Annotated in this window: 14 protein-coding genes and 1 pseudogene; 14 read left to right on the plus strand and 1 reads right to left on the minus strand. The window is 74.0% G+C overall.

Annotation, left to right across the window (positions count from 1 at the left end):
• From SSNG_RS02240 to SSNG_RS02300, 13 genes and pseudogenes are all read left to right on the plus strand, one after another.
• The coding region (locus SSNG_RS02240; RefSeq protein ID WP_063749865.1) for a right-handed parallel beta-helix repeat-containing protein at positions 1 to 1,285 on the plus strand (1,285 nt) is incomplete at its 5' end.
• 1 nt (position 1,286) lies between these two features.
• Positions 1,287 to 2,516 carry an O-antigen ligase domain-containing protein gene (locus SSNG_RS02245; RefSeq protein ID WP_241694979.1) on the plus strand — a complete coding sequence of 410 codons (1,230 nt, stop codon included), beginning with the start codon at positions 1,287 to 1,289 and terminating at the stop codon, positions 2,514 to 2,516.
• 2 nt (positions 2,517 to 2,518) lie between these two features.
• Positions 2,519 to 3,790, plus strand: a complete 1,272-nt coding sequence (locus tag SSNG_RS02250; protein ID WP_007262160.1) for a glycosyltransferase — start codon at positions 2,519 to 2,521, stop codon at positions 3,788 to 3,790.
• Positions 3,791 to 5,026, plus strand: coding sequence for a class I SAM-dependent methyltransferase (locus SSNG_RS02255; RefSeq protein ID WP_007262161.1), 1,236 nt, complete (start codon positions 3,791 to 3,793; stop codon positions 5,024 to 5,026).
• Positions 5,023 to 5,820: a hypothetical protein gene (locus SSNG_RS02260; protein ID WP_007262162.1), complete on the plus strand. Its 798-nt coding sequence runs from the start codon at positions 5,023 to 5,025 to the stop codon at positions 5,818 to 5,820. The genes SSNG_RS02255 and SSNG_RS02260 overlap by 4 nt, the downstream gene beginning before the upstream one ends.
• A complete protein-coding gene (locus SSNG_RS02265) occupies positions 5,817 to 6,464 on the plus strand; it encodes a PIG-L family deacetylase (RefSeq protein WP_007262163.1) in 648 nt (215 codons plus the stop codon). Before SSNG_RS02260 ends, SSNG_RS02265 begins: the two co-directional genes overlap by 4 nt.
• Positions 6,465 to 6,467: 3 nt before the next feature.
• Positions 6,468 to 7,493 (plus strand): SDR family oxidoreductase, encoded by a 1,026-nt coding sequence (locus tag SSNG_RS02270; RefSeq protein ID WP_007262164.1) that lies wholly within the window; start codon positions 6,468 to 6,470, stop codon positions 7,491 to 7,493.
• The gene (locus SSNG_RS02275) at positions 7,481 to 8,764 is read left to right on the plus strand and encodes a DUF4910 domain-containing protein (RefSeq protein WP_007262165.1); all 1,284 of its coding nucleotides are present in this window, start codon (positions 7,481 to 7,483) and stop codon (positions 8,762 to 8,764) included. Before SSNG_RS02270 ends, SSNG_RS02275 begins: the two co-directional genes overlap by 13 nt.
• On the plus strand, positions 8,761 to 10,098 hold the full coding sequence (locus SSNG_RS02280; protein ID WP_042800415.1) for a membrane protein: 1,338 nt from the start codon (positions 8,761 to 8,763) through the stop codon (positions 10,096 to 10,098). Before SSNG_RS02275 ends, SSNG_RS02280 begins: the two co-directional genes overlap by 4 nt.
• Positions 10,095 to 11,042, plus strand: coding sequence for a glycosyltransferase family 2 protein (locus tag SSNG_RS02285; RefSeq protein ID WP_007262167.1), 948 nt, complete (start codon positions 10,095 to 10,097; stop codon positions 11,040 to 11,042). Before SSNG_RS02280 ends, SSNG_RS02285 begins: the two co-directional genes overlap by 4 nt.
• The gene (locus SSNG_RS02290) at positions 11,039 to 12,331 is read left to right on the plus strand and encodes a polysaccharide pyruvyl transferase family protein (RefSeq protein WP_050779517.1); all 1,293 of its coding nucleotides are present in this window, start codon (positions 11,039 to 11,041) and stop codon (positions 12,329 to 12,331) included. The genes SSNG_RS02285 and SSNG_RS02290 overlap by 4 nt, the downstream gene beginning before the upstream one ends.
• Positions 12,328 to 12,879, plus strand: a complete 552-nt coding sequence (rfbC, locus tag SSNG_RS02295; protein WP_007262169.1) for a dTDP-4-dehydrorhamnose 3,5-epimerase — start codon at positions 12,328 to 12,330, stop codon at positions 12,877 to 12,879. The genes SSNG_RS02290 and rfbC overlap by 4 nt, the downstream gene beginning before the upstream one ends.
• Positions 12,880 to 12,886: 7 nt before the next feature.
• Positions 12,887 to 14,222: pseudogene (locus SSNG_RS02300) on the plus strand (glutamate-1-semialdehyde 2,1-aminomutase).
• 38 nt (positions 14,223 to 14,260) lie between these two features.
• Here the strand turns inward: SSNG_RS02300 and SSNG_RS02305 are convergent.
• A complete protein-coding gene (locus tag SSNG_RS02305) occupies positions 14,261 to 14,935 on the minus strand; it encodes a phosphatase PAP2 family protein (protein WP_007262171.1) in 675 nt (224 codons plus the stop codon).
• Between the two features lie 690 nt (positions 14,936 to 15,625).
• On the opposite strand from SSNG_RS02305, the gene SSNG_RS43380 reads away from it, so the two are divergent.
• On the plus strand, positions 15,626 to 16,303 hold the full coding sequence (locus SSNG_RS43380) for a cytochrome P450 (protein WP_241695198.1): 678 nt from the start codon (positions 15,626 to 15,628) through the stop codon (positions 16,301 to 16,303).
• Positions 16,304 to 16,341 lie beyond the last annotated feature (38 nt).

A 16,341-nucleotide genomic window follows, 5' to 3' on the forward strand; every position in this document is an offset into this window, starting at 1 on the left:
CCCCCCGAAGACCACGTTCTGGCTCCTGCCGGGCACGCACCGGCTCGAACCGGACCGCTTCGCCCAGGTCATCCCGAAGGAGGGCGACAGCTACCTCGGGGCGCCGGGCGCGGTGCTCGACGGCGGGAAGACCAACCAGTACGCGTTCGGCGGCGCGGCCCCCGACGTCTCCATCCGCCACCTGACCGTGCAGAACTTCGTCGCGCCGCCGGACGAGGGCGTGGTCAACCACGAGTCGGCCGACGGGTGGGTGATCGAGCACGCGACCATCCAGGACAACTCGGGGGCGGGGCTGATGGCCGGCGCCCGCCAGCAGGTCCGCGCGAGCTGCCTGAAGGGCAACGGCCAGTACGGGATGAACGCGTACAAGGGCGGCGGGCCCCTCGGCGGCCTGGTGGTCGAGGGCAACGAGATCACGGGCAACAACAAGGACGACTGGGAGCGGCGCAAGCCGGGCTGCGGGTGTACCGGCGGCGTCAAGTTCTGGGCGGTCAACGGCGCCGACGTGCGCGGCAACTGGGTGCACGACAACCGCGGGGCCGGGTTGTGGGCGGACACCAACAACAACGACTTCCGCATCGAGGACAACGTCCTGGAGGCCAACGACGGCGCCGCGCTGATCTACGAGATCAGCTACAACGCGGTCATCCGGAACAACGTGATCCGAAAGAACAACTGGGTCGAGGGCCGCAGGTCGGCCGAGCGGGGCGACGACTTCCCGTTCGCGACCGTCTACCTGTCCGAGTCGGGCGGCGAGCCCCGGGTCCGCGCCCGTACGGACCGGATCGAGGTCTACCGGAACGTGCTGGAGAACAACTGGAACGGCATCACCCTGTGGGAGAACGCCGACCGGTTCTGCAACAGCCCGGCCAACACCTCGTCCGGCGTCTGCACACTGCTGGTGGACCGCCCCGACCGCTGCTCCGCGCCGGGGATCTCCGGCGCGCCGCTGTACGCCGACTGCCGGTGGAAGACCCAGCGGGTGGACATCCACGACAACCGCTTCGTGCTGGACACCGCCGTCGTCGGCTGCACCGCGAAGTGCGACCGCATGGCGGTGCTGGCCAACTACGGCACCTACCCGGACTGGTCCCCGTACCAGGGCGAGCAGGTGGCCGAGGACGTCTCCCTCAAGCAGCAGAACCGCTGGCACGACAACGTCTACGTCGGACCGTGGAAGTTCGTCGCCCACGACCCCAGCCGGGTGCTCGACTCCGGCCAGTGGCAGGGCCCGCCGTACCAGCAGGACCAGGGCAGCACCTTCGGCCCGCGGGCCGGTGGTTGAGGTGGGCGAGAAGAGGATCGTCGGGATCGTCTGGGGACTGCTGATCCTCAACACGCTCGGCTCGGCGGGGGCGAAGACCATCGTCCCGCTCCCCCGGTCGCTCATCCAGATGGCGACCATGGGCGCGCTGGTCGCCGCCTTCGTCCTGGCGCTCTCGGTCAACCTCCGGCTGCGCGTCCGGCCCAGTGCCTACGTGTTCCTGCTCACCCTGCTGCTGGTGCCGAGCGTGATCTCCAGCGCACACCTGGAGTCCGGGTTCGGCGCGCTGTTCCGCTGCGCCCGGCTGGCCCTCTTCATCGGCACGCTGTGGCTGCTCACCCGCTGGTGGGACGGCGGCCTGACGTTCGTCCGGCACCACATCAGGCTGTACCTGGCGGTGCTGGGGTCGGTGGCCGCGGGGCTGCTCGTCTCGCCGGGCGCGGCCATGCCCGATCTCTACGGCGGGCGGCTGGTCGGCGCGCTGTGGCCGCTGACGCCGCCGCAGATCGGGCAGTACGCCGCCGTGATCATCGGGCTCACCGTGCTGCTCGTCCTGGGCCGCAGGACCGACCGGGCCGGCGCGGCGGTGGTCATCGTGCCGTCGCTGGTCCTGCTCGCGCTGACCCACACCCGGACGGCGACGCTCGGCCTGCTGGCCGGGCTGGCGCTGGCGATCGGCTCGCTGATGCTGACCAGCTCCGCCGCCCGCCGGTTCTTCGCCTGGGCGGTGCTGGTCGCGACGGTGGCGGCGGTGGGGTTCGCCTCCGCGCTGCAGGCGTGGTTCCTGCGCGGGCAGAGCCAGGAGAACTTCTCCAACCTCACCGGCCGGGCCAAGGTGTGGGACGCCCTGCTGGCGGCCCCCCGGTCGGCCTCGGAGGAGCTGTTCGGGATGGGCCTGGGCGACAAGTCGTTCGGCGGGCTGCCGATCGACAACAGCTGGCTGGCCGTCTACAACGAGCAGGGGCTGGCCGGCACCGCGATCGTGGCGGCGGTCTTCGTCGTCCTGGGCGGCGTCGCGCTGCTGCGGCCGCCGTCGCTGGAGCGGGCGTGCGCGATCTTCCTGATCAGCTACTGCGCCATCGCCTCGTACACCGAGGCCGGACTGGGCGACGCCTCGCCCTACCTGCTGCACCTGGCCGTGGCCGCCTCGCTGCTGGCGGCGCCGGCCGGGTCCGGGCCGCTCCCGGCGGCCGGCGGCCCCGCACGGCGCGTCCCCGTCCCCCGATGGACCCCGAACCGGGAGGTGACCTGAACATGCACGTCCTCGTGGTGCACAACCGCTACGCCTCGGCGCAGCCGAGCGGGGAGAACAAGGTCGTCGACCAGGAGGTGGAGCTGCTGCGGGCGGCCGGCCACCGGGTCGAGCTGTTCGAGCGGCGCAGCGACGACATCGGCGCGATGTCCCTGCCGGCCAAGGCGGCACTGCCGTTGCTGGTGCCGTGGAACCCGGGGGTCCGCAAGGAGCTCGCCACCCGGCTGCGCGCCGGCCGGCCGGACGTGGTGCACGTCCACAACGTCTTCCCGCTCCTGTCGCCCGCGGTGCTGGCCGCCTGCGCCGATGCCGGCGTGCCCGCCGTGGCCACGCTGCACAACTACACCCAGGTGTGCCCGCCCGGCACGCTCCAGCGGGACGGGCGGCCGTGCACCGAGTGCGTCGGGGCGACGCCGCTGCCCGCGGTGCGGCACGGCTGCTACCGGGGATCCCGGGCGGCGACGGTGCCGCTGGCGGTCAGCCTGTCGGTCAACCGGCGCCGGTGGTGGTCGGGGGTGGAGCGGTTCCTGTGCATCTCCGCCGCGCAGCGCGAGGTCCTGGTGCGGGCCGGCATGCCGGCCGGGCGGCTGGCGGTGAAGCACAACTTCGTGCCCGAGCCCGGCGTCCGCCGGGAGGGCGCCGGCGAGCAGCTGCTCTACCTGGGCCGGCTGGCCGAGGCCAAGGGCGTCCGGCTGCTCATGGCGGCGTGGGACGAGCTGGCCGCGGACGGCGGTGCGGGCGTACCGCTCGTGATCGCCGGGACGGGGCCGCTGGAGGCGGAGGTGACCGCCTGGGCGGCGGGCCGGGACGACGTGCGCTACGCCGGCCTGTACGACCCGGAGCAGTGCCGGCGGGCCGTCGCCCGGTCGGTGGCCGTGCTGGCCCCCTCGACCTGGCTGGAGGCGTTCGGCCTGGTGGTCGTGGAGGCGATGGCGGCGGGGGTGCCGACCGTGGCCGCCGGTCACGGCGCCTTCACGGAACTCGTCGAGGACGGGGTGACCGGCCTGCTCCACCGGCCGGGCGACTCCGCCTCGCTCGCGTCGTGCATACGGCGGATCACGGCGGATCCGGCCCGGAACCAGGAGATGGGGCGGGCGGGCCGGCGCCGTTACGAGCAGGACTTCAGCCCGCAGGTCGGGCTGGAGCGCCTGCTGGACGAGTACCGGGCCGCGGTCGCGGCCCGGTCCGGCGGCGGGGAGGTCCCGCCGCCGGTTGGGGAACAAGGGACTGGCTCGGGGCGGGGCAACCCGCCGCGGGCGGGATGGGGGCAGTAGATGACACGATGCCGACTCTGCGGTTCGGCGGCGCTGGCGAGCGTCGTCGACCTGGGGGCGACCCCGCCGTGCGAGAGCTTCCTCGCCGCGGACCAGCTGGACCTGCCGGAGCCCGCGTACCCGCTGCACCTGCGGGTCTGCACGGACTGCTGGCTGGCGCAGATCCCGCCGCTGATCACGCCGGAGGAGACGTTCAAGGAGTACGCGTACTTCTCCTCCTTCTCGACCTCCTGGGTGGAGCACGCGCGGACGTTCGTCGCGGACGCCGCCCAGCGGGTGGGGCTCGGCCCGGACTCCTTCGTGGTCGAGGTCGCGAGCAACGACGGGTACCTGCTGAGGCACGTGGTGGACCGGGGGATCCGCTGCCTGGGCATCGAGCCGTCGGTGAACGTCGGCGCCGCGGCCCGCGAGGCGGGTGTGCCGACGCTCACGGAGTTCCTGGACCCGGCCACCGGCGCCGCCGTCCGCGCCGAGCACGGGCCCGCGGACCTGGTCGTGGCCAACAACGTGTACGCGCACATCCCGGACGTGGTCGGGTTCACCCAGGGGCTGCGCTCGCTGGTCGCCGACGACGGCTGGGTCTCGATCGAGGTGCAGCACCTGCTGACCCTGATCGAGGAGAACCAGTACGACACGATCTACCACGAGCACTTCCAGTACTACACGGTGGCGTCCGCGGCGCGGGCACTGGCGAGCGGTGGACTCTCGCTGGTGGACGTGGAGCTGCTGCCCACGCACGGCGGTTCCATCCGGCTGTGGGCGCGGCCGGCCGAGGCGGCCGGCGAGCCGACCCGGAGGGTGGCCGAGGTGCTGGACCGGGAGAAGGCGGCCGGGCTCCAGGAGCTCTCCGGGTACGCCGAGTTCTCCGCCCGGGTGGCGAAGGTGCGCCGGGACCTGCTGCGGTTCCTCATCGAGGCGGCCGAGCGCGGTGAGCGGGTGGTCGGCTACGGCGCCCCCGGCAAGGGCAACACCCTGCTCAACCACTGCGGCGTCCGACCCGACCTGCTCGCCTACACGGTCGACCGCAACCCCTACAAGCACGGCAGGTTCACCCCGGGCACCCGCATCCCGATCCTGGCGCCCGAGCAGATCGCCGCCGACCGCCCGGACTACGTCCTGGTCCTCCCGTGGAACCTGCGGGCGGAGCTGGTCGAGCAGCTGTCCTTCGTGCACGAGTGGGGCGGCCGGCTGGTCTTCCCCATCCCGGAACTGAGCATCGTCGAGGTGAAGTCGTGAAGGTCGTACTGTTCTGCGGCGGTTACGGGATGCGGATGCGCAGCGGGGCCGCGGACGACGTGCCCAAGCCGATGGCGATGGTCGGTCCGCGGCCGCTGATCTGGCACGTCATGCGCTACTACGCGCACTTCGGGCACAAGGAGTTCATCCTGTGCCTGGGGTACGGGGCCCACCACATCAAGGACTTCTTCCTCAACTACGAGGAGACGACGTCCAACGACTTCGTCCTGCGGGGCGGGCGGACCGAGCTGCTGTCCACCGACATATCCGACTGGACGATCACGTTCGCGCAGACCGGCGTGGAGTCGCCGATCGGGGAGCGGCTGCGCCGGGTGCGCCACCACCTGGACGGCGACGAGATGTTCCTCGCCAACTACGCCGACGTGCTCACCGACGCGCCGCTGCCGGAGATGATCGAGCGGTTCTCCCGGCGCGACGCCGGCGCCTCGATGATGGTGGTGCCGCCCCAGTCCTCGTTCCACTGCGTGGACCTGGGCGAGGACGGCCTGGTGGGGGGCATCACCCCGGTGAGCGAACTGCCGCTGTGGGAGAACGGCGGCTACTTCGTGCTCCGCCAGGAGGTCTTCGACCACATCCCGGAGAACGGGGACCTGGTCGCCGACGGCTGCGCCGCGCTGGCCAAGAGCGGCCGGCTGGTGGCGCACCAGCACCGGGGCTTCTGGAAGCCGACCGACACCGTGAAGGAACGGGCCGCGCTCGACGAGGCGTACGCCCGCGGCGACCGCCCGTGGGCGGTGTGGGAGCGCGACGGCGCGGGGGCGGGTGCCGCGTGATCAGGCTCAGTGCCGGGCGCGTGGACCGGCTCGTCGCGGTCGGCGCCCACTGCGACGACATCGCCATCGGCGCCGGCGGCACCCTGCTGACGCTGTGCGGGGCCCGGCCGGGCGTCCAGGTCGACGCGCTGGTGCTCTCCGGCGGCGGCGGCGAGCGGGAGCAGGAGGAGCGGGCCGCGCTCGCCGCGTTCTGTCCGGGCGCCGACCTGCGGCTGACGGTGCTCAAGCTGCCCGACGGCCGGATGCCGACGCACTGGGACGAGGCCAAGGCCGCGGTGGAGGAGCTGCGCGGGCGGACCGATCCCGATCTGGTCCTCGCCCCGCGGACCGACGACGCGCACCAGGACCACCGCGGACTGGCCCGGCTGGTGCCCACCGCGTTCCGCGACCACCTCGTCCTCGGCTACGAGATCGTCAAGTGGGACGGCGACCTCGGCCGTCCTTCCGCGTACCAGCCGCTGTCGCCGGAGACGGCCGAGCGGAAGGTGCGGCTGCTCCAGGAGCACTACCCCTCGCAGCGGCACCGCCCCTGGTACGACCGGGAGGCCTTCCTCGGGCTGGCCCGGATCCGCGGCATCGAATGCCACGCGCGCTACGCCGAGGCCTTCGCCGTCACCAAACTCACTCTCGACTTGGGGGATTGAACCTTGCGCGTACTGCTGACCGGACACCAGGGCTACCTGGGCACCGTGATGGCCCCGGTGCTCACGGCCGCCGGCCACGAGGTCGTCGGCCTGGACTCCGGCCTGTTCGCCGACTGCCTGCTGGGCCCGCGGCCCGCGGACCCGCCGGGGCGGCGGGTGGACCTGCGCGACGTCACCGCCGAGGACGTGGCCGGGGTGGACGCGGTGATCCACCTGGCCGCGCTGTCCAACGACCCGCTGGGATCGCTGGCACCGCAGCTCACGTACGACATCAACCACCACGCGTCCGTGCAGCTGGCCCGGCTGGCCCGCGACGCCGGCGTGCGGCGCTTCCTGTACGCCTCCACGTGCTCGGTCTACGGCGCCGCCGGCGGCGACGCCCTGGTGGCCGAGGACGCCCCGCTGCGCCCGGTGACCCCGTACGCGGAGTCCAAGGTCCGGGTGGAGGACGACCTGCACGAGCTGGCCGACGGCGACTTCAGCCCGGTGTACATGCGCAACGCCACCGCCTTCGGCTACTCCCCCAGGCTCCGCGCCGACATCGTGGTGAACAACCTGGTGGGCCACGCCCTGCTGTCCGGCGAGGTGCTGGTGATGTCCGACGGCACCCCGTGGCGGCCGCTGGTGCACGCGGCGGACATCGCGCGGGCCTTCACGGCCGCGCTGGAGGCGCCGCGCGAGGCGGTGCACGACGAGGCCTTCAACATCGGCAGCGAGGGCAACAACGTCACCGTCGCCGAGATCGCCGGGCAGGTCGCCGACGCGGTCGCCGGATCCAAGGTGGTGATCACCGGGGAGACCGGCGCCGACCCGCGCTCGTACCGGGTGGACTTCTCCCGGTTCCGCGCCGCGGTGCCCGGCTTCGCGTGCGCGTGGACGGTGAAGCAGGGCGCGCTCGAACTCGCCGACGCCTACCGCGAACACGGGCTGACCCGGGAGTCCTTCGAGCAGCGCTTCACCCGGCTGGCCGTGCTGCGCGCGGCGTCCGAGGCCGGCGCGGTCGACGACACCCTGCGGTGGCGCCGGTGACCGCGCCCGGCCGCGGGATGCACGCCCTGGTGGAGCGGCTCTACCCGCTGTGCCGGAGCATCACCGGCGACGGCGTGCGCGCGACCCTGGACATCGTCGGCGAGTACGTGCCGCTGGAGGTGCACGAGGTGCCGACCGGGACGCAGGTCCTGGACTGGACGGTGCCGCAGGAGTGGAACATCCGGGACGCGTACGTCGCCGACGCGTCCGGGAAGCGGGTCGTCGACTTCGCCGCGTCCAGCCTGCACGTGCTCGGCTACAGCGTGCCGGTGTCGGCGGTCATGCCGCTGTCCGAGCTGCGCCCGCACCTGCACAGCCTGCCCGACCACCCGTCCTGGGTGCCGTACCGCACCAGCTACTACCAGCCGGAGTGGGGGTTCTGCCTGGCCCAGGAGACCCTGGACGCGCTGCCGGACGGGGAGTACGAGGTGCGGATCGACTCCACGCTCGCGGACGGCCACCTCACCTACGCCGAGCACGTGGTCCCCGGGCAGGTCTCCGACGAGGTGATCGTCTCCTGCCACGTCTGCCACCCGTCGCTGGCCAACGACAACCTGGCCGGCATCGCGGTGGCGGTGTTCCTGGCCCGGGCGCTGGCGGAGCGGAACCCGTACTACACCTACCGGTTCCTGTTCGCGCCCGGCACCATCGGGGCGATCACCTGGCTGGCCCGCAACGCGGAGCGGATCGGCCAGGTCAAGCACGGCCTGGTGCTGGCCTGCGCCGGCGACCGGGGGCAACTGACGTACAAGCAGAGCCGGCGCGGCGACGCGGAGATCGACCGGGTGCTGCGGCACGTGCTGGGCGCCTCCGGACGCCCGCACAGCGTGAAGGAGTTCACCCCGTACGGCTACGACGAGCGGCAGTTCTGCTCGCCGGGCTTCGACCTCGGGGTGGGCTCGCTCAGCCGTACCCCGTACGCCGGGTACCCCGAGTACCACACCTCGGCGGACAACCCGGACTTCGTCACCCCGGAGGCGATGGAGGACACCCTGGCCCTGTGCCAGGAGGCGTTCGCCGTGCTGGACCGCAACCGGCGGTACCAGAACCTCAGCCCGTACGGGGAACCGCAGCTGGGCCGGCGCGGGCTGTACGACTCGCTCGGCGGCCGCAGCGACGCGAAGGAGGCCCAGATGGCCATGCTGTGGGTGCTCAGCCTCTCAGACGGCGAGCACAGCCTGCTGGACGTCGCCGAGCGGTCCGGGCTGGCGTTCGACACCGTGGCCGCGGCGGCCGGCGCGCTGCACGGCGCCGGACTGATCAAGGCATGACGCCGGTGCCCACCGAGGGGGAAGGGACGACGGCACCGGTGGCACGGGAGGCCGCGACGGCACCGGACGCGGACACCGCCCCGCGGACCGCCAAGCGGGCGGTCCTCGGCCGGCTGTCCTGGGGGCTCGCCGACCAGGCGGCCTCCAGCGTGTCCAACTTCGCGGTGGGCATCTACGTGGCGCGCTCGCTGGGGCTGGCCGCGTTCGGCGTGTTCAGCCTGGCCTGGGTGACGTACGGGGTGGTGCTCAGCGTCTCCCGCGGGCTGGCCACCGACCCGCTCGTGGTGCGCTTCAGCGGTGTGCCGGAGGCGTCCTGGCGCGGGGCGGTGGCCCGGTCGTCGGGTACCGCGCTCGGCGTCGGCGCCGCCATCGGCGCCGTCTGCCTGGTGGCCGGTGCGGTGGTCGGCGGCCTCGTGGGGACCGCGTTCGCCTGCCTCGGCGTCGTGCTGCCGGGGCTGCTGCTCCAGGACGCCTGGCGGTACGCGTTCTTCGCCGCCGGGACGGGGCGCAAGGCCTTCGTCAACGACGTGGTGTGGGGCGTCGCGCTCGTCCCGGCCATGGTGGTCGCGGCGCGGGTGGGCAGTGTGGCCGCGTTCGTGCTCGCCTGGGGCGTCTCGGCCGCGGTGGCCGCCGCGTACGGCTGCTTCCAGTCGGGGATCCGGCCCCGCCTGGCCGGTGTCCGCGAATGGGTCCGCGACCACCGCGACCTGGGCTACCGGTACCTGGTCGAGAACACCTGCGTCAGCGGCGCGAGCCAGCTGCGGGCGTACGGGCTCGGCGCGATCGTCGGGGTCAGCGCGGTGGGCGTGGTCCGGGGCGCCGAGCTGCTGCTCGGACCGTTCCTCGCCGTGCTGATGGGGCTGTCGCTCGTCACGGTCGCCGAGGCGGCCCGGGTGCTGCGGCGGGCCCCGCACCGCCTCGGCGTGTTCTGTCTCCTGCTCGGCGGCGTGCAGGCCGTCGCCGCGCTGCTCTGGGGCGCGGCCCTGCTGCTGGTGCCGGACGGGCCCGGGGAGCTCGTCCTCGGCGACGTCTGGGAGGGGGCCTCGCAGCTGATCGTGCCGGCCACGCTCGGCGTCGCGGGCGCCGGCCTGGGCACCGGCGCGGCGGCCGGGCTGCGCGCGCTCGGCGCGGCCCGGCGCAGCCTGCGCAGCCAGTTGTTCGCCTCCGCCTGTTACGCCGCGGGCGGGCTCGGCGGTGCCGCCCTGGCCGGCACGGTCGGCTCGGCCTGGGGGGTCGCCGCCGCGACCGCCTGCGGCTCGGCCGTGTGGTGGGTGCACCTGCGGTCCGCCCTGCGCGAGCGCACGCATTCGATCCGCGAAGTGAGGACCTCATGAACGACCGTCCCAGGCTGAGCATCGGCCTGCCCGTCTACAACGGCGAGGAGTACCTCGCCGAGTCGCTCGACGCCCTCCTCGGCCAGACCTACGAGGACTTCGAGCTGGTCATCTCCGACAACGCCTCCACCGACGGGACCCGGGACATCTGTCTCAAGTACGCCGCGCGGGACTCGCGCGTCCGCTACCTGCGGCTGCCCCGCAACATCGGCGCCGCACCCAACCACAACCACGTGTTCACCGAGTGCCGCGGCGAGCTGTTCAAGTGGGCCTCGCACGACGACCTGTACGCCCGGGACCTCCTCAAGCGCTGCGTGGAGGCGCTGGACGAGCGGCCGGACGTGATCCTCGCGCACAGCGGCCAGGCCGTCATCGACGGCGACGGCCGGGTGAAGGTCCCGTACGAGTACGGGATCGCCACCGACTCGCCGAGCGCGCCGGAGCGCTTCCGCAGCTTCCTGTTCGAGCCCGGCGGCGACGACTTCTACGGGGTGATGCGGGCCGACGTGCTGCGCCGGGTGAAGCCGCACGACAGCTACCACCACGCGGACCGCACGTTCGTCGCCGAGATCGTCCTGAACGGGCCCTTCCACCAGGTGCCGGAGCTGCTGTACTTCCGCCGCGACCACCCCACGCGTGCCGAGCGGGCCAACCCGGGCAAGCGCTCGCGGTGCGTCAACCTGGACCCGCGCCGGGCGGGCGTGCTGCACCCCACGCCCCGGCTGCTCGCCGAGTACGTCCTGGGGTTCCTCGGGGCGATCGGGCGGGCTCCGCTGTCGGCGGCCGACCGGCGCGCCTGCTACCGCCACCTCGCGGTGTGGATGGCCAGCCGGGCCCGGCCGGGCGCCGGCGAACGGGTCGAGGACCGGGCCCCGGTCGTCCCGGCCCGCCTCGCGGTCTCCGTCGACGAGCTCGTCGCCGGGCGCGAGGGGAGGGGGGCGTGAGCGCCGCGGACGGATCCCCGGTGCGGGTCGGGGTGTTCGGGCTGCTCGGCTCCGGGAACCTCGGCAACGACGGGTCGCTGGAGGCCGTGCTCGGGTACCTGCGCGGGTCGCACCCGGAGGCGGCCGTGGACGCCCTGTGCGGCGGGCCCGAGGTCGTCTCGGCCCGGTACGGGATCCCCGCGACGCGGCTGCACTGGTACCGGGGCGAGTACCGGACCGCGTCCCGGGCGGGGGCGGTCGCCGGCAAGGGGCTGGGCAAGCTGGTCGACGTCTTCCGCACCGCCGCCTGGGTGCGCCGGCACGACGTGGTGATCGTGCCGGGCATGGGCGTCCTGGAGGCCACCCTGCCGTTGCGGCCGTGGGGCTTCCCGTACGCGCTGCTGCTGCTGTGCGCGAGCGGGCGGCTGCTCGGGACCCCGGTCGCGCTGGTCGGCGTGGGCGCCGCCCCGATCGGCGACCGGGCGACCCGGGCGGTGGTGCGCTGGTCGGCGCGGCTGGCCGCGTACCGGTCGTACCGGGACGGCCTGTCCCGCGACGCGATGCGGGGGATGGGGGTGGACACCTCGCACGACGAGGTGTACCCGGACCTCGCGTTCGCCCTGCCGACGCCGCCGGCGGACACATCGGCGGACGCTCCCCCGGACGCGCCGGGGGTGGTCTGCGTGGGCGTCATGGACTTCCACGGCGGCAACGACGACCGGGCGCGGGCCGAGGAGATCCACCGGCGCTACCTGGACGGGACCACCCGGTTCGTCCGCGCGCTGGCCGCCGAGGGCAGGGCGGTACGGCTGCTCACCGGCGACGCGTGCGACGCCGCGGTGGTCGACGCGATCCTCGAAGCGGTGGACTCGCCGCTGGTCACCGCCGCCGGGGCGACCTCGCTGGACGGCCTGATGAAGGAGGCGGCGGCGGCCGACGCCGTGGTCGCGACCCGCTACCACAACCTGGTCTGCGCGCTGAAGGCCGGTACTCCGACGCTCGCGCTGAGCTACGCGGCGAAGAGCGACGCGCTGATGGCCCGGATGGGGCTGGACGCGTTCCGCCACCCGGCCCGCGAGGTCGACGCCGACCGGCTGCTCGGGCAGTTCCGGGAGCTGGAGGCGCGGTCGGCGGAGCTGCGGCGGACCCTCGCCGAGCGGAACCTGGCGGCCGCCCGGCTCCTGGAGGACCAGTTCTCCGCCCTGACCGCGGCGCTGTTCCCGGCGGCCGGCCGCGCCGCCCGGGGCCGGGCCCGCACCCCCGGCCCCGTCCACACCACCCACGCCCACGCCACGCGGGAGACCCGATGAAAGCGACCGAAGTCCCGGCGATCGCCGGCGCGTACCTGTTCGAACCGACGCCGTACGCCGACGAGCGCGGCTTCTTCTGCCGCACCTTCGACGCCGACGTGCTGCGCTCGGTGGGCCTCGACCCGCACGCCTTCGTCCAGGACAGCGTGTCCCGTTCGGTGCGGGGCGTGCTGCGCGGCCTGCACCTGCGCTCCGGCGCCGGTGAGGCCAAGCTGGTGCGGTGCTCCTACGGGAGCGTCTTCGACGTGGTGGTCGACCTGCGGCCGGACTCCCCCACGTTCCGCAACCGGGCCTTCTTCGAGCTGTCCGGCGAGACGCAGGCGACCCTGTACGTCCCGGCGGGGTGCGCGCACGGTTTCCAGGCGCTGACCGAGACGGCCGACACCTCGTACCGGATCGACCGCCCGCACGATCCCGCCGAGGACGTGACGATCGCCTTCGACGACCCGGAGCTGGCCATTCCGTGGCCGCTTCCGGTGACCCTGATGTCCCAGCGGGACCGGGAGGCGCCGAGCCTCTCCGAGATCCTGAAGCAGAACGAGAGCTGAGGCCGGCGTGGACACCGAAGACACCCGAGAGTTCGCCCTGCCCCGGTCGCGGGCGGCGAACGAGCGGCTGCACGCCCTGGTCCCCGGGGGCGCGCACACCTACGCCCAAGGGCGACGACCAGTACCCCGAGGGCCTGGCCCCGGTCATCAGCCACGGCCGCGGCGCCCACGTGTGGGACGTCGACGGCAACCGCTACGTCGAGTACGGCTCCGGCCTGCGGTCGGTCAGCCTCGGGCACGCCCACCCGCGCGTGACCGAGGCGGTACGGCGCGAACTCGACCGGGGCGGCAACTTCGTACGCCCGTCGGTCGTGGAGGTCGAGGCCGCGGAGCGCTTCCTCGCGACGGTGCCGACGGCCGAGATGGTCAAGTTCGCGAAGAACGGCTCCGACGCCACCACCGCCGCCGTGCGCCTCGCCCGCGCCGCCACCGGGCGCCGGCGGGTGGCGATCTGCGCCGACCACCCGTTCTTCTCCACGGACGACTGGTTCATCGGCACCACGCCGATGTCCGCCGGCATCCCGGACGAGGTCAACGAGCTCACCGTGACGTTCCCGTACGGCGACCTGGCCGCCACGGAGGAGATCCTCAGCCGGTACCGGGGCGAGGTCGCCTGTCTGATCCTCGAACCCGCCACCCACGGCGAGCCGCCGCCCGGATACCTCGCAGGGCTGCGCGAACTGGCCGGCCGGCACGGCTGCGTCCTGGTCTTCGACGAGATGATCACCGGCTTCCGCTGGTCGGAGGCGGGCGCCCAGGGCCTGTACGGCGTGGTCCCGGACCTCTCCACGTTCGGCAAGGCGCTCGGCAACGGCTTCGCCGTCTCCGCGCTGGCCGGGCGCCGCGAGCTGATGGAGCGGGGCGGGCTGCGCCACTCGGGCGACCGGGTGTTCCTGCTGTCCACCACGCACGGCGCGGAGACGCACTCCCTGGCGGCCGCGATGGCCGTACAGGCCACCTACGCCGAGGAGGGCGTCACGGCGCGGCTGCACGCCCTCGGCGAGCGGCTGGCGGCCGGGGTCCGGGAAGCCGCGGCCGGCATGGGCGTCGGCGACCACGTGGTCGTCCGGGGCCGGGCCAGCAACCTGGTCTTCGCCACCCTCGACGAGAACGGGCGGCCGTCGCAGGAGTACCGCACCCTGTTCCTGCGCCGGCTCCTGGCGGGCGGGGTGCTGGCCCCGTCGTTCGTGGTGAGCAGCGCGCTCAGTGACGCCGACATCGACCACACCGTCGACGTGGTGGCCCAGGCGTGCGCGGTGTACCGCAAGGCGCTGGACGCCGGCGACCCCGGCCCCTGGCTGGGGGGACGGCCGGTGAAGCCGGTGTTCCGCCGCCTGGTGTGAGGTCGTGAGGTGAGGCGGGCGGCGGGAGCGGCGCGGGGTCAGCGGCGCTCGCGCCGGCCGCCGTCGGCGGTCCGGTCGACCAGCCACGCGGTCGCCGGGACCACCGCCAGCGCGGTGCACCAGCCGCCCAGCACGTCGGTCGGGTAGTGGGCGCCCAGGGCGACCTGCGCCCAGCCCATGGCGGCGCCGGCGAGCAGTGCCGCGGCGAGCACGAGCGAGGTGCCGGCCGTTCTGCCGAGGCCGAGCCGGCCGGTCGCCAGCAGTGCGGCCACGAGGGCGAGGGCGGTGGCGAAGGCGGTGTGGCCGCTCGGGAAGGACAGGTTGTCGCCGTGGATGGTGCGTCCCACGACGGACTTGAGGAGCGTCGCCGTCCCCACGGCCAGCGCGGCGCCGGCCACGGCGAGGACCGCCGCGCGGGGCCTGCGGAGCAGCAGGCAGCCGGTCACGGCGGCCCCGGTCAGCACCGCGGCTCCGGCGGGCTCCCCCAGGAAGTCGGTGGCCAGGGCGACGTACCGCCAGGACGGCCCCACCCCGTACACCGCCGTCCCGATGCGCTCGTCCACCGCGCCGGGCTCGCCGGCGTCGGCGTACAGCACCCCGAGCCCGAGGACCACCAGGGCGGCGAGGACGGCGATCAGCCCGAGCCACGCGCGTAACGACGGGGGCACCACCGCGGGCGCCGGGCCGCGGTCCTTCCGCAGGATTCCAAACACGCCAAAACCCTAACCAACGCCGCGTTCCCCCGGGCGGCATCGCTGAAACCGGCGTGAAGCCCGCCTGAAGCCGGCCGGCCGCAAGCTCCGTGGACACCCGACGAACGCCACGAGAGGGCCGCCATGAACGAGACCGTCCACCACCTGTCCCCCGACCGTCTCCAGGACCCCGCGACCGGGTACGCCGGCCTCGGCGACGGGGACGGCCTGCCCCGCGTCGTCCTCCCGGGCCTGCGGACACCGGTGCGGCTCGTCACCCGCTACGCGGACGTCAAGGCCGCGCTCACCGAACCCCGGCTGATCCGGGACCGGACCAAGGTGCCCGGCGCCACGGACGGGCCCGACGCGCAGGACGAGCTGCTGGCGCCGCTGGGCGACCTCCCGCCCGAGTACGCGCGCTACGTCTCCGCGCACCTGGCCTTCCTCGACGGCGCGGAGCACGCCCGCCTCCGGACCCCCCTCACCCGTGCCTTCACCGCCCGGCGCGTCGCGTCCTTGCGGCCCTTCGTCGAGGAGAGCGCCGCGCGGCTGATCGGCGAGCTGGCCGGCCGGAAGGAGGCCGACCTGCTGAACGAGTTCGCGTATCCCCTGGCCACCTCCGTCATCTGCGAGCTGGTCGGTGTGGACGAGGCGGACCGGGCCCGGGTCTGCGACTGGATCCGGGACTTCGCCTACGGCGACGGCAGCAGGATGGGCGACGGGCTCGCCGGCGTCGTCGAGTACGTCAAGGCGCTGATCGCGAGGCGGACGGCCGCCCCGGCCGACGACCTGATCAGCGCCCTGCTCGGAGGGGCCCGCGAGGGCGGCGCAGGCGCGCTCGACGAGGAGGAGATCACCGCCATGGTGTTCCTGCTCATCAACACCGGGATCACCCCTCCCGCCCTCTTCCTCGCCCACGCGGTCCTCGCCCTGCTCGACCACCCCGGCCAGCTGGACCGGCTCCGCGCGGAACCGGAACTCCTCGGCCGGGCCGTGCCCGAACTCCTGCGCCACGTCACGCTCCTGCGGATCGGTGCCACGCTGTACGCCACCGAGGACTTCGTCTTCGCCGGCACCGGCCTGCGCAGGGGCGATTCCGTGACCGTGGCGCTGCTGGCCGCGAACCACGACCCGGCCGTGTACGGAGAGGCGTCCGCACGGCTCGACGTCACCAGGGAGGCCGCGCGGGGCCGGGGCCACCTCGCGTTCGGGCACGGTGCGCACCACTGCATCGGCGCCGCGCTCGGGAGCCTGGTGACGGGTGTGGTGTTCGAGCGGCTGCTCGTGCGGCGGCCGGTGCCGGAACTGGCCGTCGCCCGCGGGGAGCTGGAGTTCGGCCACTGGCCCGGGGACGGCTTCCACCTGCTGCGGCTGCCGGTGCGGCTCTGAGCCCGGCCGGGTGAGCCGGTCAGCCGCGCTCCCCCTCC

Source organism: Streptomyces sp. C, from assembly GCF_000158895.1.
Classification (GTDB): Bacteria; Actinomycetota; Actinomycetes; order Streptomycetales; family Streptomycetaceae; genus Streptomyces; species Streptomyces racemochromogenes.

What these genes read in the sequence shown, in the direction of transcription:
- SSNG_RS02250 (WP_007262160.1), top strand. Translation starts at nt 2,519, where the DNA reads ATGCACGTCCTCGTGGTGCACAACCGCTACGCCTCGGCGCAGCCGAGC.
- SSNG_RS02255 (WP_007262161.1), top strand. Translation starts at nt 3,791, where the DNA reads ATGACACGATGCCGACTCTGCGGTTCGGCGGCGCTGGCGAGCGTCGTC.
- SSNG_RS02280 (WP_042800415.1), top strand. Translation starts at nt 8,761, where the DNA reads ATGACGCCGGTGCCCACCGAGGGGGAAGGGACGACGGCACCGGTGGCA.
- SSNG_RS02285 (WP_007262167.1), top strand. Translation starts at nt 10,095, where the DNA reads ATGAACGACCGTCCCAGGCTGAGCATCGGCCTGCCCGTCTACAACGGC.
- rfbC (WP_007262169.1), top strand. Translation starts at nt 12,328, where the DNA reads ATGAAAGCGACCGAAGTCCCGGCGATCGCCGGCGCGTACCTGTTCGAA.
- SSNG_RS43380 (WP_241695198.1), top strand. Translation starts at nt 15,626, where the DNA reads ATGGGCGACGGGCTCGCCGGCGTCGTCGAGTACGTCAAGGCGCTGATC.